Origin of the sequence: Pseudomonas sp. AM4(2022), assembly GCF_036346515.1 — a bacterium.
In the GTDB taxonomy this organism is placed as follows: domain Bacteria; phylum Pseudomonadota; class Gammaproteobacteria; order Pseudomonadales; family Pseudomonadaceae; genus Aquipseudomonas; species Aquipseudomonas paracarnis.
Map to the genome: position 1 here is coordinate 1 of NZ_JAOTNW010000009.1, position 21,557 is coordinate 21,557.

Genomic DNA, 21,557 nt, shown 5'->3' on the forward strand with positions numbered 1-21,557 from the left:
CTGGCGTGGCCGGCGTTGGCGCCTTTGATCACCGCTGCACCGGTGTCTTCGTTGTCGACTTCATCCCAACTCAGCATGGAAATACTCCTTCCTGGTACTCGAAAAATAAATGTTTTTGCAGGCTACAAGGCATTGAAATACTGCGCGTAGTGTGGTCGGTAAATACCGGCGCTGCACACTATGTAGTGGTCTGATCTGTTTGTGGGCACACTATATGGGGTGTAACAAAGTTGGTCAACGCACAAGATGTGCGGTCATAGGTCGCTGCCATATATAGATTCAGCGGTGGCCTGGGCATGACCCATAATTGTTAATATATCGTTATGGAATAAATAAATAGGTATTTATTCCTTTTAATATTTTATCCGGCAGCGCATTTTGAGGGCCTGCGCATTCGTGCGGATTGACCCAACAGCCAAAAGGAAAGCCGACATGACCATCAAAGCGATCAACGTGCGCAACCAGTTCAAAGGTGTGATCAAGGAGATTCTGCTGGGGGAAGTGGTGTCGGAAATTGACGTGCAGACCGCCTCGGGCATTGTGACGTCGGTGATTACCACGCGCTCGGTACGTGACCTGGAATTGAAGGTGGGCAGTGAAGTGATTGCCTTCGTGAAATCGACTGAAGTGTCCATCGCCAAGTTGTAAACGCCCAATAGGGTCAGGGAAAGGGGGTGGGCAGCTACCTCAGTCAATTCGATTGAAGATCTCCCTGACCTGATCCTCGGGCACTACACCTTTGCCGGTTCCTTCTATCAGCTCGAACGTACCATCGGCATGAACCGTGATGCCCAGCGAGCTGGCCAGCGTCACGCTGACGCCGGGCCGCGCTTGAAGCAGTGTCCTGAGCGGTTGTTCGCCCTGGAACGATTGCCCGATGGTGGTGGCCATGCCTTGCACTGAACCTGAATTGACCCCGCCTACCAGGATGACCTGCCCACCTTTGTTCAGTGATGCGTTCAATCGGTCCAGCAGCGCTTGGGTATTGCCGCCCCGCAGGCCCAGCTGCAGGTTACTGCCGGTCAGGTGCATCAGCGTGCGGGTCTGGTAACGCGCACCGTCCCAGTCGGTGAGCACCGCAATGGCCGAGCAGTGGGTCAGGCTGCGGGTGCTGAGTGCTTCGTTGCCGCTCGTGAGTGTCGTGGCTTCACCCATGGCCACCTGCATGGTATTGGCGGGCTTGAGCGGCAACCTGGGCAGGGTTGGCGTTGGCTTATCGGCCTGCGGTTCAGCTTTATAGGGCCGTTTGGGTGGGTTGATGAGCCTGTCTTCGCCTGCATTGGTGGCTTTCAGGTTGGCTGTGCGTCGCAACCAGCCCTGGGTGAGCCTGGCCGCATCGGCCCTGGCCAGGTCTGCGGCCGGATGCACCGGGTTGCCATGCAACGGTGAAACACGATGGGGGCGCAAGGCCACATCCGGTTTCACGATGGCGTTGGCCTGCTGCAGCCGGTACACCACTTCGCGTTTCTGCTCAGGGTTCATGCCCTTGCAGCGGTGCTTCAAATCGTCGATGTCGGCTTTGCTAAAACCTGCGCGCTGCAGTTGCTTGAAGGCTTTTTTGAGCGGAGCCAGCGCGACAAAGTCGGCATTCAGGGCCTGCACACCATGGTTGGCACTCAGAAACTGGCGGTACCCTTGCGCAAGGCTCAGTTCTAGAGGCCCGCATTTCTTGAACCGGATATCCCGTGTCTGCGTGTTATCCAGTGGTGCGTAATAGAACTCGGCGGTGTCTGCCTCTACCACCAGGTAACGCTGGCTGCCGCTGGTGACGACCACGCCTCTGAGCTGGCGCTGATCATTGCTGGCATTGCTGATGCTGCCGAGCTTGACCACCCGAGTATCTTTAGCAAGCGTGTCGGCGCTATCGCCTGCGTAAAAGCCGAAATCGGGGTCGTCAATGAGTTGGCCGTGCACTTGCGCCTTGTAAGTGATGCGTTCGCCGTTGGCGACGGGCACCAGTTGGGCGCCGGTATCGCCTTTGACCATTTTGTGCAGGCGTTTTTCATAGACCACCGTGCGCTCGCGCGTGAACAGCCCTGCCTTGGACGGAAACAACCGCACGTGCTCCAGGGCCTGCAGGCGTTGTTCGGGTTTGGGCAGGTCGGCGACGAGTTTAACGAAACACTCGTCTTGGATGCCGCGTCGCACCCGCCCACCCGGAGCGGGCACAGGGCAAAGCGCCTCAAAGTCCTCCAAGGGCTTGGCGTGTTCTGCTGCTTGCAGATCGGTCAGCTCGCCAGGTCTCGTATTGAGGTAGCGATATACCCGACCACGGTCCACAAGGTCATAGCCATTGGCCCGCGGCAGGGTGTAGGCACTGGGACTCAACGGGTGTTCGATGACCATCGCCTGCCGGCCGTCGCTGAAAAGCTCGCGAGTCAGGGGGATCGTGGCCGGTTGCTCAAAGGCAGGCTCCTTCACGGTACCGCCCACGATGGCAAACAGCTCATTGAGCGCGCCATCCAGTGCGGCAGTGCTGCCATGTTTTCGCTCTTCCTGCGTGTCGCCCGTGATCGATTGCTCGACACCCAATTCGGCTTCTACAAGGCCGGTGGCGGCTGCGAAACCGACCGCGACCGGTTCGCCAATCACTGCGAACTTGGCCGCCAGGCCCGCGGCTACCGTCAAATCATTAAGCCAGGTATCGCGGGTGACTTCGCTGTCGGACTTGATCATGACGTCTGCATCGCGGGACATGCGTTCGCGGGTGGCGTCTTTGATCACGCTGAACACGTCGCCGTGAATGCGCACATTGGCGCTGTCGATAACGGTCCCTTCCACAGTGTCCCAGTAGCCGCTGGCCAAGTAGCGAATGGCGCTGTCCGCGCCTTTGTTCGAGCGCGTGTCGCCGGTGATGAAGGATTTGAAATCGCTCCAGAACCCCAGGTCGCTGTCCTGTCGGTCCCTGAGGGAGAAGTGCGACTCTAGCGCCTTGCGCGTATCGGCATGCCGGCCTTGCTCTGCCACCCATTGGTCCATCGCGTCCAGTGAATCAAAGCGCAGGAAAGCCGGCTTATGCCCTGGCATATACAGGACTTGCACACCGTCTCGACGATCACGTAATTGCCCGTGGCTGCCGTAATCAGTGGCGGTGAAACGCAGGATGTCGTGAGCGGCAAGCCCGTTGATATCGAACACGTGGATGAGTGTCCGGCCTTCTACTGGCGCCATCGCACGCAGTTGATCCACGGTGAGGGGCTGGTTCTCATCCAGCGGCAGGTTGCTGGCCGCGCCCATCACCAGGCGGTAGTCATCACGGGTAAAGCGTTGCTCGGCCGGTATTTTCAGGCGCTCGGCGGGTGAGGCACGCTCGTAGGCCTTGAGCTGTTCGCGGGCCTGATAGACGAACTCGCCTTTCAGGCTGGTTCGGTAGTCATCGCCATGGTCGCGCCAGAAGCGTTCGAGCTTTTCGGTCATGTGGGCCTGAAAATCGCTTTTCCAGCTTTCATGCATCAGTTGGGAAGGCGCGAGTGCAAACTGGTTATGGGCGCCATAGCCGCCTAGGGTACTTTGCCCGCGGCCAACGGTGTACAAGCCGGCTTGCTGGTCAAGCACGCCGGGGAGCGCGTCGTGTTCGTTGAAGTTGCTCAACAGTGCATCCGGCAGTGCTTGGGAAACGGTGGGCTCTTCCCCCAGATGTTCCCAGTCGGTGACGGTATTGGCGCTTTGTGCCTGCTGGAAGCGATTCAGGAAGAGGGTGTCGGCATCGACCTTGAGGCCGGTCAACTTCAAGACCATCGCTTGCGCCCATTGTTTGGCTTCGTCGCGTACCCTGGGCAACGCAGCATGAGTGGCTTGCAGCAGTTGCCGGTAGCGGACTTTCTGGCGGGCTATCGATTGCGTCAATGTTGGTTCGCGCGGGGATTGCAGAGGCTGCACCGAGTGAACAGGCAATTGCGCAGGAGGATCGTCGGCGGCGGGCTTGAAATTCCAGGCAGTCGGCGAGAAGGGGCGTGGCGGCAGGATCATCGGCGGTCGGCTCCGGGAGGATTTCAATGGCACAACGGGCGGCTAAGCCTGGTGTGTGTTGAAAGCCTCCTATGCGGTTCCGGCCAGCGTCAGCGGTTTTGTAAGCTGATCTGCATGCGCTGCACGCCTTCCTCCAGCATCGCCCGTGGGCAACCGAAGTTCAGGCGCACGAATTGCTGGCTGTCATCGCCAAATTCGAGGCCCGCGCTCAGGCCCACCTTGGCCTGTTCCAGAAAGAACCGTTGCGGGTCTTCCAGGCCCAATGCGCTGCAATCGAGCCACGCCAGGAAGGTGCCCTGTGGTGCATGCATCACCACGCCGGGCAGACGGGTTTTTACCGCGTCAAGCAGGTAGTCGCGGTTGGCTTGCAGGTACTGCACCAGCGCGCTGAGCCAGTCGGTGCATTCGCTGTAGGCGGCGCGGGTGGCTTCCAGGCCCAGGGGGCTGACGCTGTCGACCATGCCGCAGCGCGCCTGATTGAAACGCTCGCGCACCTCGGCGTTCTGGACCACGGCGAAGCAGGTCTTCAGGCCGGCCACGTTATACGCCTTGCTCGCCGACATCAGTGTAATGGTGCGCTGGGCAATCTCTGGGCTGAGGCTGGCGGTGGGGATGTGGCGACGGCCGTCAAAGCACAGCTCGGCGTGGATTTCGTCGCTGATGATCAATGCGTCGGTTTCCAGGCAGGCATTGGCCACTGCCATTAGCTCTTCACGGGGAAACACTTTGCCGATGGGGTTGTGCGGGTTACTCAGCAACAGGGCTCCGGCCCCGTTTAGGGCTTGGCGCATCGCCGACAGGGGCGTGAGGAACTCGCCGTTGACCTGCTCGAAAGGCACCTCAATGCGTGGCAGGTTCCAGTTGCCGGGCGCCAGGCGAATCGGCCGATAGTTGGGGGTTTGCAGCACCACCGCCTGGCCAGGCTGGACGAAGGCGTGCAGGGCCATATTGAAGCCAGGCTCCACGCCGGGCAGGAACAGCAGTTCTTCGGGCTGTACGCGCCAGGCGTACTTGGCCCACAGGTCAGCAACGATAGCGTCGCGCACGTCCGGGCCGGCCACGCTGTAGCCGAGAATCTGCTGGTCGAGGCGTGCGTGCAGGGCTTGCAAGATGGCGGGCGGCGCGGCGATGTCCATGTCGGCGATCCACATCGGCAGGACGTCTTGCGGGTAACGGCTCCACTTAGTACTGCCGGTGTCGAAGCGTGGGTGGAGGGTGTCGAAATCAAAGCTCATGGACAGGCTCGTATCAGGGCGGCGGTAAAAGAATGGCGCCGATTCTAGCGCCATTAATTTTATAGGCCAGAGCTGATTGCCGCCTAGCACAGCGGCGTGCGTTCCGTGACCGACAAGTTCTGTAATAAAAACGCCACTGCGCTGGGGATTGAATCAGCGAAGGGCTATTTTGGTGCATCTCAATAATCAGAGTAGCCATGGATGAAATACCAACCCTTCAGCCACACCTTGATTGCCACCGCGCTGGTATTGACGGTCAGCGGTGTGCACGCAGCTTCCCAAGCCCCGGTTGCGGGTGAAAATGGCATGGTGGTAACGGCCCAGCACCTGGCAACCCACGTGGGTGTCGATGTGCTCAAGGCTGGTGGTAACGCGGTCGATGCGGCGGTGGCGGTAGGTTACGCACTGGCGGTGGTGTACCCGGCCGCAGGTAACCTGGGCGGCGGCGGCTTCATGACCGTGCAACTGGCGGACGGGCGCAAGACCTTCCTCGACTTCCGCGAAAAAGCCCCGTTGGCGGCGACGGCCGACATGTACCTCGACAAGGCCGGCAATGTGGTCGAAGGCCTCAGCGCCAAAGGCCATTTGGCGGTTGGCGTACCGGGTACGGTGTCCGGCATGGAGCTGGCCCTGAGCAAATACGGCACCCTCAAGCGCGCCCAGGTGATTGCCCCGGCGATCCAGCTGGCGGAAAACGGCTTTGCGTTGGAGCAGGGCGATATCGACCTGTTGCACACCGCCACCGGTGAGTTCGAAAAAGATCAGGATATGCGTGGCATCTTCCTGCATAACGGCGAGCCGATGCAGGTAGGCCAGAAGCTGGTACAGAAGGACCTGGCCAAGACCCTCAAGGAAATCTCGGCCAAGGGCACCGACGGTTTCTATAAAGGCTGGGTCGCCAAGGCGGTGGTGGATTCCAGCCAGGCCGGCAAAGGCATCATCACCCAGGCTGACCTCGACGCCTACAAAACCCGCGAATTGGCCCCCATCGAGTGCGACTACCGTGGCTACCATGTGGTCTCGGCGCCGCCACCCAGCTCGGGCGGTGTGGTGATCTGCCAGATCATGAACATCCTCGAAGGCTACCCGATGGCCGACCTGGGCTATCACTCGGCCCAGGGCCTGCACTACCAGATCGAAGCGATGCGCCACGCCTACGTGGACCGCAACAGCTACCTCGGTGACCCGGACTTCGTGAAGAACCCCATCGAGCACCTGCTGGACAAGAACTACGCGGCCAAGCTGCGCGCGGCGATCGAACCGCAGAAGGCCGGTGATTCCCAAGCGATCAAGCCGGGCGTGTCGCCCCACGAAGGCAATAACACCACCCACTATTCCATCGTCGACAAATGGGGTAACGCGGTCTCGGTGACCTACACCCTCAACGACTGGTTTGGCGCCGGGGTGATGGCGAGCAAGACCGGGGTGATCCTCAACGATGAAATGGATGACTTCACCGTCAAGGTCGGCGTACCGAATATGTACGGGCTGGTGCAGGGCGAAGCCAACGCTATCGCACCGGGCAAGGCGCCGCTGTCGTCGATGAGCCCGACCATCGTCACCAAGGACGGCAAGGCGGTGATGGTGGTTGGTACACCGGGGGGCAGTCGCATTATTACCGCTACCTTGCTGACCATCCTGAATGTCATCGACTACAAGATGAACATCCAGGAAGCCGTGGACGCGCCGCGCTTCCACCAGCAATGGATGCCGCAGACCACTAACCTTGAGACCTTTGCGGTCAGCCCTGACACCCAGAAGATCCTCGAAAGCTGGGGCCACACGTTCGCCGGCCCGCAAGATGCTAACCACCTGGCCGCGATTCTGGTAGGCGCGCCGTCCCTGGGTGGCAAGCCGGTGGGTAACAACCGTTTCTATGGGGCGAACGATCCGCGGCGCAATACGGGCTTGTCGTTGGGTTACTAAGGCTTCACACCGTTGGTGTAGGAGCGAGCTTGCTCGCGAAGATCGTTAACGATAACGCGGGGTGCCTGATTCACAGCGGCGCACTCCGGTTTTTCGCGAGCAAGCTCGCTCCTACAGGGGGAGGGCGAGCAACTGCTTGACGGCGGTAAATGCGGCCTGGCGGCGCTGCTCCCAATCCCCGCGAATCACTACCACCTGCTGCTGATGCTCCTGCATCCACTCCAGACTGGCCTGAAAAAACGCCCGGCGATCCGCCAGTTCCGGCTGGCAGCGCTGGCCGTCGGCACTCCATTCCACGTCTTCGGGGGAGAGCAGCAGGTGCAGGTCGTAATGCCGCGCCAGGAGTTCGTCATCAAGCCAGCCGGGGTAATCGCCGAACAGGGTCTGGCTCCAGAGCCTGTTGGTCAGCAGGTGGGTGTCGAGGATCAGCAATGCGGGGCATTTGGCGCGGGCGGCATCCTCCCAGGCCAACTGGCCTTCGGCGATGGCCGGGATATCCGCCAGGGTGGTGTCGCGCTGATGCTGATCGATGAAGTACCGCACATATTCCCCCACCATCAACCCGCCGAAGTGCGCGTGCAACTGCGCCGCCAGCCAGCTCTTGCCACTGGATTCGGGGCCTGCCAATACCACCACTTTCATGCGTGCAACGCCGGGTCGGCGCGCCACTCGCGCCAACCTTGCACGGCAATCACGGTAAACAGCGCGTAGAGCGCGGCGGTGAGGTAGAGGCCTTTGTAAAGGAACAGGCCGACGAAGATCACATCCACCACGATCCATAATGCCCAGCACTGCACGCGTTTTTGTGCCATCCACATCTGCGCCACCAGGCTGAACCCGGTGAGCGCGGCGTCCAGCCAGGGCTGGGCAGCGTCGGTCCAATGGGCCATGGCGGCACCCAGCAACAGGCTGGCGACGGCGCCAACAGCCAGGCTGGCCATGATCGCCGGCACGCCCAGGCTAGTGACCTGGCGGCCCTGCTTGACCTCGCCGGCGCGGGTCCACTGCCACCAGCCGTAGACCTGCAAGGCCGCGTAGACCACTTGCAGGAGCATGTCGGAGTAGAGCTTGACCTCAAAGAAAACCCAGGTGTAGAGCAGCACCATCACCAGGCCGATGGGCCAGCACCAGGGGTTTTGTTTGACCGTCAGCCAAACGGCGATCACCCCCAGGGCGGCGGCGAACAGTTCAAGCCCGGACATGGCGGATCCTTGGGGGAGTGGGAGAGGGCGGTGATTGTACCTAGAGGTCGGCGATCTTCAAACGTGCACCGCGAACTCTAAGGCAAACCCCCGCCCTTGGGGTGTTTGCTGCTTCAGTTATCCATCGCACTCAAGATCGCATAGGCCACTTTCACCCGCTCGGCATTCGGGTAGTTTTTGTTGGCGAGGATCACCACCCCCATGTCCTTGCTGGGTACATACGCCACATAGGCGCCAAAACCGCCGGTGGAGCCGGTTTTGTTGTAGAGCACGTTGGCAGGCTGCGCCTGGGCGGGTTTGAGCCAGGTGACTTTGTGCGGCTGCATCGCCATCGGTGTGGAGTTGCCGTCAAGTAACGCTTGCAGGGCGATGGGGTAGGGGTAGCGTTCCCAGCCCAGGCCCTGGGTCATGCCGTTGACGGTGTAGTAGCCGGTGTGAGTTGTAGCAATGGCTTGTTGCAGCGGTTGCTCCAGGGTTTGCGGGTGCAGGTTCGCAATCACGTAGCGGGCCAGGTCTTGGCTGCTGGTCTTGAGGCCGTAGGCTTCGCTGTCCAGGGCGCCGGGGCTGACGCGCACGGGTTTTTGCTGGTTGTCATAGCCTTGGGCATATTGGCTGGCTTTGTCGGTGCGCACGCTGACATAAGTGTTGGTCAGGCCAAGCTTGGGCAGCAGGTTTTTCTCCATGGCGACGTTGAACGGCTGGCCCAGGCTTTGCGCTGCCAGGTAGCCGAACAGGCCGATACTGGGGTTGGAATACAAGCGCTGCTCACCTGGGGCGTAAGCAGGCTTCCAGTGCTGGAAATAGCCGAGCATGGTGCTGGCGTTATCGGCCTCATCCGGAAACTGCAGCGGCAGGCCGCCGGGGGTATAGGTCGCCAGTTGTAGCAGGCTGATGCGCTCGAACGCACTGCCGGCCAGGGCGGGCAGATGTTGGCTGGCCATGTCCGAGAGCTTTAGCTTGCCGATGGCTTGGGCATAAGCGCCGAGTGTGGCTGTGAAGGTTTTGCTCACCGAGCCGATTTCGAACAGGGTGTTTTCGGTGACGGGTGCCTGGGTATCCTTGGCGGCGACGCCGTAATTAAAGTATTGCACCTTGCCGTGCCGGACCACCGCGACCGTCAGGCCGGGGATGCCTTGCTGTTTCATCAAGGGGGTGACGTGGCTGTCCACGACCTGGCGCATATCGGTGGCGGCCATGCAGCTGCCGGCCCCAAGCAACAAGGCTGAAATCGCATATTTTTTCAGGGTGTGTTTCATGCTTCGCTTCCATGTAAATAAGGCAGTGGCGATGGTGGCCTGCGCAGGCGTGGCAAATGTAGGTGGATTTCCGGGCGTGGGCAAACGATGATATCTCGCACCAGCCATTAGAAAAATTTGGGTCATGCCATGCTGCGTTCCCACCTGCCGCTCAATGCCTTGCGCGCCTTCGAAGCGTCGGCGCGCCACTTGAGCTTTACCCGTGCGGCCATCGAGTTATGCGTGACCCAAGCGGCGGTCAGTCATCAGGTCAAAAGTCTCGAAGCGCAACTCAATGTCACGCTGTTCAAGCGCCTGCCTCGGGGCTTGATGCTCACCAGCGAAGGCGAATCCTTGCTGCCCGTGCTGCGTGACGCCTTCGACCGTATCGCCCTGACCTTGGATCAGTTTGAAGGCGGGCATTACCGTGAAGTCCTGACGGTGGGGGCGGTCGGTACCTTTGCGGTGGGCTGGTTGTTGCCACGCCTGGCGGATTTTCACAGCCGCTACCCGTTGATCGACTTGCGCTTGTCCACCCACAACAACCGCGTGGATGTCGCCGCCGAGGGCCTGGATTATGCCATCCGCTTTGGCGCCGGCGCGTGGCACGGCACCGATGCGTGCCCGTTGGTTGAGGCACCGTTGACGGTGTTGTGCGTGCCGCAGATTGCCGAACAACTGCGCAACCCGGCTGATGTGTTGAAGCATACCTTGCTGCGTTCCTACCGTGCCGATGAGTGGAACCTGTGGTTCCAGGCCGCCGGTTTGCCCAGCGATACCCGGGTGCCGCGCAGCGTGGTGTTCGACTCCTCGCTGGCAATGATGGAGGCCGCGTTGCAAGGTGCCGGCGTGGCACTGGCGCCAGCCCGTATGTTCTCGCGGCAATTGGCGAACGATGTGATCCGCCAGCCGTTCGAGGTGGGCATCACCACCGGCAGCTATTGGTTGACGCGCTTGCAGTCGCGGGCTGAGACGTCAGCGATGGTGGCGTTCAAGGGGTGGTTGCAGGCGAGTGTTGCCTGAGCTGACGCCGATCAGTCTAGCGAACGCAATGCCCAAAGCAATGAAGATCAAATGTGGGAGCTGGCTTGCCTGCGAAAGCGGTCGTGCAGCAACAGGTGCAGCGACTGACACACTGCCTTCGCGAGCAAGCCCGCTCCCACAGTCAGCGCTTGGCTAGGCGAGGTATTGGCGGAACCATCCCAGGGTGCGTTCCCAGGCAAGGTTCGCCGCTGCTTCGTCATAGCGCGGCGTCGAATCATTATGAAAACCATGATTGGCGCCCTTGTAGATAAACGCCTCATACGTCGTACCTGCGGCCTTCAATGCCTGCTCATACGCTGGCCAGCCTTCATTGATGCGCGTATCCAGCTCACCGAAATGCAACATGATCGGCGCCTTGATGCGCGGCACATCCCTGGCGTCGGGTTGGCGCCCGTAGAACGACACTGCCGCGCCCAGTTCCGGGTAGGCCACCGCCGCTGCATTGGTCACGCCACCGCCATAACAGAACCCGGTGATGCCGACTTTGCCCGTGCTGCTGTCGTGGTGCATCAGCCATTCGATGGCGGCGAAGAAGTCGTTCATCAGTTTGGTCGGGTCGACGGTCTGTTGCAGTGCCACGCCTTTTTCATCATTGCCAGGGTAGCCGCCCACCGAGGTCAGGCCGTCCGGGGCCAGGGCGATAAAGCCGGCCTTGGCCAGGCGTCGGGCGACGTCTTCGATATAGGGGTTCAGGCCCCGATTTTCATGCACCACCACCACGGCGGGCAGCTTGCCTGCGGCCTTGGCTGGGCGTACCAGGTAGCCGCGCACGGTGCCGTTGCCTTTGGGCGAGGGGTAGGTGATGTAGTCGGCGACGATATCCGGGTCGGTGAACTTCACCTGTTCGGCCAGGGCGTAATTGGGGCTCAGGGCCGCGAGCAATGCCGAAGCGGTGAGGCCACCGAGGGTGAACAGCGCGGCGCGGTCGAGAAATTCGCGGCGGTTGATCTTGCCGTGGGCGTAGCCGTCGTAGAGTTCCAGCAGTTCGGGAGCAAAGTCTTTCGCGGTCAGACGAGTCATCGGTGCAGTCCTCGATTAGCGGTTGCCGTCACTGTAGACCAGGATCAAACCTCGCGGCCATGGGCGGCAGCGGCCAGTTGCCCGGTGTCGACGCGCACGAACACCGAGTCGCCGACGGCGGTGAGCACGCTGCCTGCATACACTTCGCAGACCACACGGCTTTTGCGGCCGACTTCGCCTTCGACCCGAGCCCGCAGGACCAGGGGCACACCCATGGGCGTGGGCTTGATGAATTTGATCCCCAGATTGCCGGTGACGCAATCGATGCGCGGCAGGCTGCCAGGTTCACGCTGTTCGGCGCGGTAGTGGTAGGCCATGGCGGTCCAGTTGGAATGACAGTCCACCAGCATGGCGATCAGGCCACCGTAGACCAAGTCTGGCCAGCCGCTGTATTTAGCCTCGGGTTGATGCTCGGCAATGACGTGCACGCCATCGTCATCCCAGCGGCTCTTGATGTGCAGGCCATGGGGGTTGCTGCTGCCGCAGCCGTAGCAGATGCCTTCCGGCGCCGTGGTGTCCTGGAGAGAAGCGCTGTGCATGCAGAGTCCTTGTTATTTTTTGGGCGACGCCTCTATTTAGCAGGCCAGGGGTCAGCGAGCAAACTTCTTCGCCCCGGCCACGCAGCCGATCACCGCCACCGTCACCAGCACCATGCCCAGGCTGACCTGTTCATGCAGCAGACCCGCTGCCAGCGCCAGGCCGAAGAACGGTTGCAGCAACTGCAACTGGCCGACCGCGGCAATGCCGCCCTGGGCCAGGCCGCGGTACCAGAACACAAAGCCGATCAACATGCTGAACAACGCCACATAGCCCAGGCTCAACCACGCCGGCAAACTGATACCGCTGAGGGTGGACGGCGCCAGCAGCAGGCTCAAGGGCGCCACCACCGGCAGCGACACCACCAGCGCCCAGCAGATCACCTGCCAGCCGCCCAGGCTGCGCGACAGCTTGGCGCCTTCGGCATACCCCAGGCCGCACACCAGCACCGCCAACAGCATCAGCACATCGCCCGCGGGTGCGGCGCTCAAACCTTGTGCAACGGCATAACCCATCACCAGCAGGCTGCCCAGGATCGAAAACAACCAGAACACCGGCCTCGGCCGCTCACCGCCGCGCAGCACGCCGAACACCGCCGTAGCCAGTGGCAGCAGGCCGATAAAGACGATGGAGTGGGCCGAGGTCACGTACTGCAGGGCCAGGGCCGTCAGCAGTGGAAAGCCGATCACCACGCCAAGCGCGACGATTACCAGCGGTGCCCATTGCTGGCGCGTGGGGCGTTTTTCCTTGAATAACCCCAGCAGGCACAGCCCCAGTAGTGCAGCGAGGGTGGCGCGGATCATGGTCAGGAACACCGGGTCGAATTCCATGACCGCCAGGCGCGTGGCTGGCAGCGAGCCGCTGAAAATCACTACGCCGATAAAGCCGTTGATCCAACCCTGGGTGCTGCTGTCCAGAGTGGCGAGGGGAGAAGTGCGTTCCATGGGGGACCTGTCGGAAAATGGCAGTTGCGTGCTGGGCATCCTAGGATTGAAGATTAAGACAATCAAAAAATTGTCATGGATACATCCTTATGCCCCGTGCGCGCTACAAGACGCTGGTCGATACCTTCGCCGAGGCCATCCGCAGCGGCCAATTGCAGCCCGGCACGCGGTTGCCTACCCATCGGCAATTGGCCGCCGAGCATGGCCTGGCGCTGGTCACCGCCAGCCGGGTGTACAGCGAGCTGGAAGCCATGGGCCTGGTCAGTGGCGAAACCGGGCGCGGCACCTTCGTGCGTGAGATTGCCTTGCCACCGGGGCAGGGCAGTGGGCAGATGACGGTTGCGGCGGGTTTGCTTGACCTGAATTTCAACTACCCGTCTTTGCCGGGGCAGGCCGAGCTGCTGCGCACGGCGTTGCGCCAACTCGCCCTGTCTGGCGACCTGGAGGCGCTGCTGCGTTACCAGCCCCATGCCGGGCGTGTGCACGAGCGCGCCGCCGTGGCCCGGCACTTGTTGAACCGAGGGCTGACGGTGCCAGCCGAGCAGGTGCTGGTGGTCAGCGGCGCCCAGCATGGCCTGGCGGTGAGCATGATGACCTTGCTCAAACCTGGGGATGTGGTCGCGGTGGATGCATTGACCTATTCGGGTTTCAAGGTACTGGCCGAAACCCTGCACTTGGAAATCGTCGCCATCCCCGTCACCGCCAGCGGCCCGGACCTGGGCCACCTGCACAGCCTGTGTCGCCAGCGCCCGGTGCGAGCGGTGTACAGCATGCCGACCCTGCATAACCCATTGGGCTGGGTGATGAGCCTGGCGCAGCGCGAGCGCTTGGTGGCAATCGCCCGGCAGCACAACCTGATGATCATCGAGGATGGCGCCTATGCGTTTCTCGCCGAAGAAGCGCCGCCACCCTTGGCGACCCTCGCACCGGAGCGCACGGTGTACATCGGCGGGCTGTCCAAGAGTGTCGCCACCGGTTTACGCGTGGGCTTTATCGCTGCGCCTATGGCTTGGGTAAGCGGCTTGGAACGCACGATCATGGCCACCACCTGGAACGTGCCGGGGGTGATGAGCGCGATTGCGGTGGGCTGGCTCGAAGACGGCACGGTGGCGCAACTGGAGGCGCAAAAGCGCGCGGATGCCCAGGCTCGCCAGGCGTTGGCGGCACAGGTGCTGAGCGGTGTGAAGACCATCAGCCACCCGTCATCCTACTTTCTGTGGCTGCCGTTGGCGCAAGACGCCCGCGCCGATCAGGTCGCCATGACCTTGCAGCGCGCAGGCATCTCTGTTTCAACCGCCGAACCGTTCGCGGTCTCGGCCCAGGTGCCCCATGCACTGCGCCTGGCCCTGGGTTCGGTGCCCATGGCGGCGCTGCGTGAGGCGCTGGTGAAGGTGCGCAAGGTGGTGGTGTGGTGAGTCAAGACCTAGCCACAGGGCTTGATTTGAAATACGGGCAAAATGTGGGAGCTGGCTTGCCTGCGATGGCGGCCTGCCAGGAGACGCCTATCTACCTGACACCCCATGATCCAACTGTGGGAGCTGGCTTGCCTGCGATGGCGGCCTGCCAGGAGACGCCTATCTACCTGACACCCCATGATCCAACTGTGGGAGCTGGCTTGCCTGCGAAAACGGCCTCACAGTCGACACCGTAATACCGAGTACATATCCATTCCTACGGTAACGGCTACTTAGGGTTCCGCTTTTACAGCGGCTCACTTTTGAACAGCGCAAAAGTAAGCAAAACGCTCTTGCCCCACCACTCGGCACCTCGCCTAGGCTCGGTGTGCCCGAACGCAGGCTTGAATCCGTGGGCCGCCGCCACGCGCCATCCATGGCGCGGGGCGGCTAACCCGGCGTCCTGCCGGGTTACCCACGAATTCAAGCCTGCGTGCGGCCAGCGTGGTTTAACGGGGCGCCTGAGATCAAGATCAAAAGCAGATCAAGATCAAGAGCGGCTCGCTTCGCATCGTAGTTACCTGTGGGCGGCACATTCGACATCTCTGTCGATTGAACGGCCGCCATCGCAGGCAAGCCAGCTCCCACAGGTGACCGCGTTTAGCTGGCTGCCAATGGTGGCGTACGCGGCGGGATCATCCGTTTGCTACCGGTGGCTTCGAACGCCGAGGCAAAGCGCAACAGCGCCGAATCGTCATAGGCACGCCCGGCGAAGGTCAGCCCCACCGGCATGCCAATGTCCGCCATCACGCCCATCGGCACGGTGACAGTGGGCACGCCCAGGTGGCGGATGGCGAGGTTGCCGTTAGCCACCCACACGCCGTTGCTCCAGGCAATGTCGGCAGACGTTTCGTTCACATCGGCATCCGCCGGGCCTACGTCGGCCACGGTGGGGAACAGCACGGCGTCGAGCCCTAGAGTGTCCATCCAGTCTTCCAGGTCCAGGCGCCGGGTTTGCTCCAGGCCGCGCAGGCCATCGGGCACGGTGCTGATCTGGTCCCACGGCGTGATGCCGCGCTGGGCCATGCGCACGTATTCGTCCATGCCGGCGGCCAGGTCGTCTTCACGGTTGGGCAGGGTGCCCGGGTCGTGAGGGAAGATTTTTGGCCCGTCCACATCGGCCAGGCGGTTCAGGCTAGGGTCACCGTTGGCGCGCAGGAAGTCATCGAAGGCCCATGCAGACAGTTCCCACAGCTCATCGTGGAGGAACTCTTTGGAGACCAGGCCACGGGTAAACACCGTCGGTGCGCCGGGGCGGTCGCCTTCGCAGTTGGACACCAGCGGGAAATCCACTTCGATCACTTCGGCACCCGCCGCTTCCAATGCCTGACGCGCGGCTTGCCACAGTTCGATCACCGTGGCGCGGGTGTGGATCTTTTGCCCGGTCGGGCCGCCGATACCGGGTTTTTCGCTGGTGCCAGCATCCGGGTCGGCGTTGATGTACATGCGCGGCACGCCAAAGCGCTTGCCGGCCAGGCTTTCGCTGCTGACTGCCAGGGCCGCGTATGACGCCGGGCGCACCGAGGTGACGCTGGGGATCGGCACCCAGGGTTGCAGGCGCCACAGGTCGCCACGTGTGTCCGGGTCTTCGGCCACCACGACGTCGAGCACTTCCAGCAGGTCGGCCATGGTGCGCGCATAGGGCACCACCACGTCCATGGTCGGGGTCAACGGCCAGTTGCCGCGCACCGAAATCACCCCACGCGAAGGCGTGTAGGCACACAGGCCATTGTTGGAGGCCGGGCCGCGACCGCTGGACCAGGTTTCTTCTGCCAGCCCGAACGCGGCAAAGCTCGCGGCGGTGGCGGTGCCGGCACCGTTGGAGGAACCCGAAGCAAACGGCGCGGTGAGGTAGTCGGCGTTGTAAGGGCTCTCGGCCCGACCATACACGCCACGCTGCATACCGCCATTGGCCATCGGCGGCATGTTGGTCTTGCCCAGGCAGATAGCGCCACCGGCACGCAGACGCTCAATGGTGAAGGCATCGCGCTGGGCCACCAGCTTGGCAAACGCCGGGCTGCCGGATGCAGCCGTCAGCCCCTTGACCAGGTAACTGTCCTTGGCCGTGTAGGGGATACCATCCAGCGGCCCCAGGGTTTGCCCCTTGGCGCGGCGCGCATCGGACGCCTGGGCTTCGTTGATCGCCTCGGGATTTCGTACCACCACGGCGTTCAGTGCAGTGGCCGTCTGCGGGCCATCGTAGGCATCGATCCGCGCCAGGTACGCCTGCACCAGTTCAACTGCCGTGGTCTGGCCGGCTTCAAGCGCAGCGCGCAATTGGGCAATGGAGACTTCAGTAACTTGCATCACGTTTTTTTCGCCGCCTTCAAGTGGGGGTATGGCGGCAGTCTACGTACAGATATTTCACAAAACCAGCGCGGCATACTTCGTGTAGGCGGCGCGCAGGACATCTCGAGAAAGACGTCAGCAGGATTGCGAGCGGCAGCCTCTTATCGCTAAGGTGGCCGCGCTGATTAACGTTGCACTTCAAGGAAGAGACCATGCAAAAACCTTATATCGCCCTGGCGGCCTTGCTCGGGTTTACCCTCTATACGGTGGCGACGATGCTCACGGCCGAGCAGTCACTGCTGGCATTTGGATGGGAACTGATGTCCAGGCCCGATACGGCGCAGGTGGTGATTGACCTGTACCTGATGGCGGTGCTGGCGTGTGTGTGGATGTACCGGGATGCGCGTGGGCGAGGGCGGTCGATAGGCTCGGTGTTGCCGTACTTTGTGCTGACGGCGGTGTTTGTGTCGGTGGGGCCGTTGCTCTATATCGTGGTTAATGGGTTTTCTCGGCGAACGCTCAACTAAGCCTGTATGGCAAGGGCGCAAGCTCCCTTGCCATGAGTAGTGCGCGGTCTTCAGGGATTAAGGAACGCTTGGTAGTTGTCCTTGGTGATCTGCTGATAAGGAATCGTCAGCTCCGCCGTGTACGGCTGCTGCTTGACCATCTTCACTGCCAGGTCGATGGAACCCACTGCCTGGCCCTTGTTGTCTTGGTACACCGTGACCAACAGCTGGCCTTTTTTCACCGCGTCCAATCCAGCTGCGCCGCCGTCGCTGCCGGCCACCAGGATGTCCTTGCCCGGCTGCATGCCTGCCTGGCTGATAGCCATGGCCGCGCCAATCGCCATTTCATCGGCATTCGCGGCCACGGCATCGATTTTGCGCCCGGATACGATCCAGTTGTTCATCAGGTCAATCGCCTTGCCGCGCTGCCATTCGGCGCTTTGTTCCTCGATGATTTTGATGTCGGGGTAGTCCTTTAGCACGGTCTTCACCCCCAGCGTGCGGTTATGGGTGGCGTTGTTGGACGGCAGCCCGAGCATGATCGCCAGGTTGCCCTTGCCGCCCATTTTCTCGGCCAGGTAGCGCATCTGGATTTCGCCGGCCTTGATCTCGTCCGAACCGACATAGCCCACGCCCGCTGGCACCTCCTTGAACTCCGGACGGCGGTTGACGTACACCAGCGGAATCTTGGCCTGCTGGGCATTGAGCGTCATCTTCTGGGTGGCGGCCGTGTCCACTGCGTTGACGATAATCGCGTCCATGCCTTGGGCGGTGAAGTTTTGCACCTGATTGAGTTGACGCACCACGTCGCCCTGGGCGTCTTCGAATTGCAGGGTGACATCGGGCAGTTCCCTGGCGTGGGCGGCCATGTAGTCGCGCATTTGTGCGAGGAATACGTCGTCTACCTGGGCGATGCTCACGCCGATGCGAATGTCCGCCAGCGCCCAAGGGCTGAACGCAAGGACTAACAGTGCCGCAAGGAGTTGCTTCTTCATGGTTGTGCTCCGTTGTTTTTGTTGTTGTCAAAGCAGGGCGGTTCACGCTTGGCGTTTGGCCCGCAGCTGCGCCACGGCGGCGGCGAAGTCCGAGCACGGCCAGCGTTCGTCGAGGGCTTGCAGCATCAGTTGTTGCCCGGTTTGCGGGGCCAGGCCCCTCAAGGGTGGGTCGGTGTCGAGGTTAGTGGGGAAGGAGTACCCGTCTGCGGTACAGGCGACCACGGCGTGGGCATCCAGGTTGGGGTTGGCGAGCAGCACCGGATACACCGCCAGCATCATGCGGTCGCGGTCGATGGCTTCCATTGGCTTGCCGAACGCCGAGGAGATTTGCAGCAGGTTGGCCATGCGCTGGCGATCGGCCGTGCGATTGGTGCCGGCGGCATGGAACAGCGCTGGGTTGAAGAACAGCAAGTCGCCCTTGTTCAGCGGCAATTGCACCGCGTGTTGCTGGAAGTAGTCGATAAAGTCCGTGCGTCGCCACGCCAGGTACCCCAAGGCGTACTGTTGGGAAAAGGGCAGCAGCTGGGTGGGGCCGGTTTCCAGCGGCATGTCCGAGTGTGCGATAGCACCTTGCAACGTCAGATGTTGGGACAGCGCATGCAGCGGCAGCGGAAAACGTTCGATCACATCGTTGGTCTGGAAACCCAGGTGATAGTCACGGTGCGGCTGCTGCGCCTGGCCACCTGGATGCACCACGTTGACTTGCGCCGTGACTTGAAAACCCGGCCCCAACCAGGCTTCGGCGATCAGCCCCAGCAGAGGGTTGGCGTAGTACTCGGCAAAGGATTCGGGGGACTGTAAGGCCGCCTTCTGCAGCGCGTTCCAGATCCTGCCATTGCTGCCGGCCTTGGCAAAGTGATCGGCGGCCACGCCCTGGGCGGCTTCATGGGCAAAGATCGCGTCGAAGACCTGGCTGTGGCGGTCCACCACTTCCAGGTCTTCATAGGCTTGGCGCACCACCATTACGCCGGGCCCGTCACGGAACAGGTGATGCAGTTCGTTCATGACGACCAGGCGGTCGCTGTTGCGCAAGGTGTGGGCCTGATAGATCGGCACATTGCCTTGTACCTCAAGGCACAGCGGGTAGTCGCTGGCGTTGGTGCGCTGCGCACAGATCCGGCTGAAGTCGGCCAGGCGCACCGCGTCGCCGGTTACGAAAGCCGACATCACATACCTCCTGGAAGGCTCAGGGCCTGGTGAGGTTGTGGGGTGCTGCTGTCGGTGCAGCCGACCACACCTTGTTCAAGGTCGATCACTGCGCCAGTCATCATTCCCGACTCAGTGGACAGCAGAAATGCCACGCTGCGCGCTACCTCTTCGGGCTTGAGCAGGCGCCCAAACGGTTGGGTGCGTTCGGCATCGGCCAGCCAGCCGTCCTGGGCGCCGTGGTACTGGCGCTGGATCTGATCCTCGTGGGGCGTGTCCATCCAGCCGATGTTCAGGCCATTCACGCGGATGCGGTTGCGCAAGGCACTGAATGCGACGTTCTTGGTCAGGATCGCCAGCGCGCCCTTGGACGCCGCATAAGCACTCAAGAACGACTGCCCACCATGGCCGGTAACGCTCTGGATATTGACCACCGCGCCCTCAACACCGCTGCTGATCATCAGCTTCAGCGCTTCTTGCATTAAGAAAAACGGCGCCCGCACATTCACCGCAAACAAGCGCTCGAACAGTTCCGGCGAGGTGTCGAGAATGGTGCCACGGTCAGACATGCCGGCGCAGTTCACCAAGCCGTGCAAGGTGCCGAAATGGACGCGCGCCGCTTCGATGATTGCGCGGCAGTCCTCGACCTTTTCCAGGTCGGCCTCGACAAAAAACGCCTGGCAATCCAACTGTGCCAGTTGGCGAACCTGCTCGTCGCCCTCGGTACGGCGACGCCCGCAAATGATCAGCCCGGCCGCACCACGGCGAGCCAGGGTATGGGCCACCGCCGCGCCGAGGCCCTGGGTGCTGCCGGTCACGACAAAGTATTGGCCGCTGAACGAGGTCGCAAGATCGGTGTGGAGCATGAGGGTTCTCCTGGAGTTTTTATTGTTTTGCTGGCCCGGCTCGACGCCAGGCAAAACTGAGATTAGCATTGCAAAACCTCAGTAACGCCCAAAAAAGACCTCAAATACACCTCAGGCGAAACCCATGCTCGAACGCGCAAAACATTTTTCCATCAAGCAACTCGCCACCCAGGCTGGCGTCAGCAAGGCCACGGTGGACCGCGTGCTGCACCAGCGCGGCAGCGTGCATGCCCAGACCCGGCGGCGTATCGAGCAGGCATTGGAGGAGTTGGAATCCCAGGAAAAAAATGGCTTGGCCGTGGGGCGCACCTTCCATGTGGACGTCATCATGCACACGCCCCAGCGTTTCAGCGCTGCGGTGCAGGCGGCGATCGTTTGCCAATTGGCCAGCCTGGCACCGTTTCGCATCGCGCCACGTTTTCACCTGTTCGAGGAGATCGAGCCCCAGGCCATGCACGACCAACTGCTGCGCTGCCTCGACACGGGCAGCCAGGGTGTGGTGCTCAAGGCTGCGGATGAACCGGCGGTGAACCTGGCCGTCAAGCAGCTGATTGCGGCCGGCATCCCGGTGGTGACCTTGGTCACCGACCTGCCCCAAAGCGAGCGCATCGGCTATGTGGGCATGGACAATCGCACGGCCGGCCAGACCGCTGCCTACCTGATGTCGCGCTGGCTGCCGACCGATCCTCAGGACGTGGCGGTGGTGATTGGCAGCGAATTGTTCCGCGGTGAAGAAGAGCGCGAGATGGGTTTTCGTGCCTGGCTGCGTGGCCGCGCCGAGCACCTGCGGGTACTGGATATCAGCGGCGGCTACGGCGTGTATGAGCGCACCTTTGAACGAGTGACCCAAGCCTTGCACCAGCACCCCGGGCTGAAGGCGGTGTACAGCGTCGGCGGTGGCAACCGCGCAATTGTCGACGCGTTTGCCGCGCAGGACCGTTCGTTGGAGGTATTCATCGGCCACGACCTTGACGAAGAAAACCGCCAACTGCTGCGCGAAGAAAAAGTCGCGGCGATCATTGATCACAACCTGCAGATCGATGCCCGCCACGTATTCCTGCACATCCTGCAATACCACCGGCTATGGAAGGCCGGGCCGATTGCGCCGTCACAGGTGCAGATCGTCACGCCGTTCAACCTGCCGGACTGAAGCGCTGAAACACCCTATCCAATAATAATCCAGGAGTTC

19 protein-coding genes are annotated in these 21,557 nt (G+C 61.7%); 7 read left to right on the plus strand and 12 right to left on the minus strand.

Going from position 1 to position 21,557, the window contains the following annotated elements; all coding sequences use genetic code 11:
* Positions 1-194: hypothetical protein (locus tag ODQ19_RS14005; protein WP_330210351.1), on the plus strand; the 194-nt coding region annotated here is incomplete at its 5' end.
* Positions 195-432: 238 nt separating this feature from the next.
* Positions 433-648: a TOBE domain-containing protein gene (locus ODQ19_RS14010; protein WP_003173733.1), complete on the plus strand. Its 216-nt coding sequence runs from the start codon at positions 433-435 to the stop codon at positions 646-648.
* A gap of 39 nt (positions 649-687) precedes the next feature.
* Here ODQ19_RS14010 and ODQ19_RS14015 read toward each other — a convergent pair whose 3' ends face one another.
* Together ODQ19_RS14015 and ODQ19_RS14020 are read right to left on the minus strand one after the other, a co-directional pair.
* Complete coding sequence (locus ODQ19_RS14015) at positions 688-3,969, minus strand: dermonecrotic toxin domain-containing protein (RefSeq protein ID WP_330210352.1); 3,282 nt, start codon at positions 3,967-3,969, stop codon at positions 688-690.
* Positions 3,970-4,058: 89 nt separating this feature from the next.
* Complete coding sequence (locus ODQ19_RS14020; protein ID WP_330210353.1) at positions 4,059-5,204, minus strand: MalY/PatB family protein; 1,146 nt, start codon at positions 5,202-5,204, stop codon at positions 4,059-4,061.
* A gap of 201 nt (positions 5,205-5,405) precedes the next feature.
* Here ODQ19_RS14020 and ggt point away from each other — a divergent pair, with 201 nt between their 5' ends.
* A complete protein-coding gene (gene ggt / locus ODQ19_RS14025) occupies positions 5,406-7,130 on the plus strand; it encodes a gamma-glutamyltransferase (RefSeq protein WP_116668623.1) in 1,725 nt (574 codons plus the stop codon).
* A 111-nt stretch (positions 7,131-7,241) separates the two neighbouring features.
* On the opposite strand, the gene ODQ19_RS14030 is transcribed toward ggt, so the two are convergent.
* From ODQ19_RS14030 to ampC, 3 genes are all read right to left on the minus strand, one after another.
* Complete coding sequence (locus tag ODQ19_RS14030) at positions 7,242-7,772, minus strand: AAA family ATPase (protein WP_330210354.1); 531 nt, start codon at positions 7,770-7,772, stop codon at positions 7,242-7,244.
* Positions 7,769-8,332, minus strand: a complete 564-nt coding sequence (gene pnuC / locus ODQ19_RS14035) for a nicotinamide riboside transporter PnuC (protein WP_330210355.1) — start codon at positions 8,330-8,332, stop codon at positions 7,769-7,771. The genes ODQ19_RS14030 and pnuC overlap by 4 nt, the downstream gene beginning before the upstream one ends.
* 113 nt (positions 8,333-8,445) lie before the next feature.
* A complete protein-coding gene (gene ampC, locus ODQ19_RS14040; RefSeq protein WP_330210356.1) occupies positions 8,446-9,588 on the minus strand; it encodes a class C beta-lactamase in 1,143 nt (380 codons plus the stop codon).
* A gap of 129 nt (positions 9,589-9,717) precedes the next feature.
* On the opposite strand from ampC, the gene ODQ19_RS14045 reads away from it, so the two are divergent.
* Positions 9,718-10,590 (plus strand): LysR family transcriptional regulator, encoded by an 873-nt coding sequence (locus ODQ19_RS14045; RefSeq protein WP_330210357.1) that lies wholly within the window; start codon positions 9,718-9,720, stop codon positions 10,588-10,590.
* Positions 10,591-10,743: 153 nt separating this feature from the next.
* Here the strand turns inward: ODQ19_RS14045 and yghX are convergent, their stop codons facing one another.
* From yghX to ODQ19_RS14060, 3 genes are read right to left on the minus strand one after another with little or no spacing between them, the layout of a single operon-like run.
* Positions 10,744-11,631, minus strand: a complete 888-nt coding sequence (gene yghX, locus ODQ19_RS14050) for a YghX family hydrolase (protein ID WP_330210358.1) — start codon at positions 11,629-11,631, stop codon at positions 10,744-10,746.
* 44 nt (positions 11,632-11,675) lie between these two features.
* On the minus strand, positions 11,676-12,170 hold the full coding sequence (locus ODQ19_RS14055; RefSeq protein WP_032892109.1) for a PaaI family thioesterase: 495 nt from the start codon (positions 12,168-12,170) through the stop codon (positions 11,676-11,678).
* 51 nt (positions 12,171-12,221) lie between these two features.
* Positions 12,222-13,112 (minus strand): DMT family transporter, encoded by an 891-nt coding sequence (locus tag ODQ19_RS14060; protein ID WP_330210359.1) that lies wholly within the window; start codon positions 13,110-13,112, stop codon positions 12,222-12,224.
* A gap of 89 nt (positions 13,113-13,201) precedes the next feature.
* Between ODQ19_RS14060 and ODQ19_RS14065 the strand changes: the two genes are divergently transcribed.
* Positions 13,202-14,527, plus strand: coding sequence for an aminotransferase-like domain-containing protein (locus ODQ19_RS14065; protein ID WP_330210360.1), 1,326 nt, complete (start codon positions 13,202-13,204; stop codon positions 14,525-14,527).
* A gap of 639 nt (positions 14,528-15,166) precedes the next feature.
* On the opposite strand, the gene ODQ19_RS14070 is transcribed toward ODQ19_RS14065, so the two are convergent.
* A complete protein-coding gene (locus ODQ19_RS14070; protein ID WP_330210361.1) occupies positions 15,167-16,876 on the minus strand; it encodes an amidase in 1,710 nt (569 codons plus the stop codon).
* 191 nt (positions 16,877-17,067) lie between these two features.
* On the opposite strand from ODQ19_RS14070, the gene ODQ19_RS14075 reads away from it, so the two are divergent.
* Positions 17,068-17,382, plus strand: coding sequence for a DUF2834 domain-containing protein (locus tag ODQ19_RS14075; protein ID WP_330210362.1), 315 nt, complete (start codon positions 17,068-17,070; stop codon positions 17,380-17,382).
* Positions 17,383-17,432: 50 nt separating this feature from the next.
* On the opposite strand, the gene ODQ19_RS14080 is transcribed toward ODQ19_RS14075, so the two are convergent.
* Genes ODQ19_RS14080 through ODQ19_RS14090 form a run of 3 tightly spaced genes read right to left on the minus strand, consistent with a single transcriptional unit; the run spans position 17,433 to position 20,368 of the window.
* Positions 17,433-18,356: a sugar ABC transporter substrate-binding protein gene (locus ODQ19_RS14080; RefSeq protein ID WP_330210363.1), complete on the minus strand. Its 924-nt coding sequence runs from the start codon at positions 18,354-18,356 to the stop codon at positions 17,433-17,435.
* A 42-nt stretch (positions 18,357-18,398) separates the two neighbouring features.
* Positions 18,399-19,523, minus strand: a complete 1,125-nt coding sequence (locus tag ODQ19_RS14085) for a phytanoyl-CoA dioxygenase family protein (protein ID WP_330210364.1) — start codon at positions 19,521-19,523, stop codon at positions 18,399-18,401.
* The gene (locus tag ODQ19_RS14090) at positions 19,523-20,368 is read right to left on the minus strand and encodes an SDR family oxidoreductase (RefSeq protein WP_330210365.1); all 846 of its coding nucleotides are present in this window, start codon (positions 20,366-20,368) and stop codon (positions 19,523-19,525) included. The genes ODQ19_RS14085 and ODQ19_RS14090 overlap by 1 nt, the downstream gene beginning before the upstream one ends.
* A gap of 124 nt (positions 20,369-20,492) precedes the next feature.
* On the opposite strand from ODQ19_RS14090, the gene ODQ19_RS14095 reads away from it, so the two are divergent.
* A complete protein-coding gene (locus tag ODQ19_RS14095; RefSeq protein WP_330210366.1) occupies positions 20,493-21,518 on the plus strand; it encodes a LacI family DNA-binding transcriptional regulator in 1,026 nt (341 codons plus the stop codon).
* Positions 21,519-21,557 lie beyond the last annotated feature (39 nt).

What these genes read in the sequence shown, in the direction of transcription:
- ODQ19_RS14095 (WP_330210366.1), top strand. Translation starts at nt 20,493, where the DNA reads ATGCTCGAACGCGCAAAACATTTTTCCATCAAGCAACTCGCCACCCAG.
- ODQ19_RS14045 (WP_330210357.1), top strand. Translation starts at nt 9,718, where the DNA reads ATGCTGCGTTCCCACCTGCCGCTCAATGCCTTGCGCGCCTTCGAAGCG.
- ggt (WP_116668623.1), top strand. Translation starts at nt 5,406, where the DNA reads ATGAAATACCAACCCTTCAGCCACACCTTGATTGCCACCGCGCTGGTA.
- ODQ19_RS14080 (WP_330210363.1), bottom strand. Translation starts at nt 18,356, where the DNA reads ATGAAGAAGCAACTCCTTGCGGCACTGTTAGTCCTTGCGTTCAGCCCT.
- ampC (WP_330210356.1), bottom strand. Translation starts at nt 9,588, where the DNA reads ATGAAACACACCCTGAAAAAATATGCGATTTCAGCCTTGTTGCTTGGG.
- ODQ19_RS14065 (WP_330210360.1), top strand. Translation starts at nt 13,202, where the DNA reads ATGCCCCGTGCGCGCTACAAGACGCTGGTCGATACCTTCGCCGAGGCC.
- yghX (WP_330210358.1), bottom strand. Translation starts at nt 11,631, where the DNA reads ATGACTCGTCTGACCGCGAAAGACTTTGCTCCCGAACTGCTGGAACTC.
- ODQ19_RS14090 (WP_330210365.1), bottom strand. Translation starts at nt 20,368, where the DNA reads ATGCTCCACACCGATCTTGCGACCTCGTTCAGCGGCCAATACTTTGTC.
- ODQ19_RS14010 (WP_003173733.1), top strand. Translation starts at nt 433, where the DNA reads ATGACCATCAAAGCGATCAACGTGCGCAACCAGTTCAAAGGTGTGATC.
- pnuC (WP_330210355.1), bottom strand. Translation starts at nt 8,332, where the DNA reads ATGTCCGGGCTTGAACTGTTCGCCGCCGCCCTGGGGGTGATCGCCGTT.
- ODQ19_RS14055 (WP_032892109.1), bottom strand. Translation starts at nt 12,170, where the DNA reads ATGCACAGCGCTTCTCTCCAGGACACCACGGCGCCGGAAGGCATCTGC.
- ODQ19_RS14060 (WP_330210359.1), bottom strand. Translation starts at nt 13,112, where the DNA reads ATGGAACGCACTTCTCCCCTCGCCACTCTGGACAGCAGCACCCAGGGT.
- ODQ19_RS14015 (WP_330210352.1), bottom strand. Translation starts at nt 3,969, where the DNA reads ATGATCCTGCCGCCACGCCCCTTCTCGCCGACTGCCTGGAATTTCAAG.
- ODQ19_RS14030 (WP_330210354.1), bottom strand. Translation starts at nt 7,772, where the DNA reads ATGAAAGTGGTGGTATTGGCAGGCCCCGAATCCAGTGGCAAGAGCTGG.
- ODQ19_RS14075 (WP_330210362.1), top strand. Translation starts at nt 17,068, where the DNA reads ATGCAAAAACCTTATATCGCCCTGGCGGCCTTGCTCGGGTTTACCCTC.
- ODQ19_RS14085 (WP_330210364.1), bottom strand. Translation starts at nt 19,523, where the DNA reads ATGTCGGCTTTCGTAACCGGCGACGCGGTGCGCCTGGCCGACTTCAGC.
- ODQ19_RS14020 (WP_330210353.1), bottom strand. Translation starts at nt 5,204, where the DNA reads ATGAGCTTTGATTTCGACACCCTCCACCCACGCTTCGACACCGGCAGT.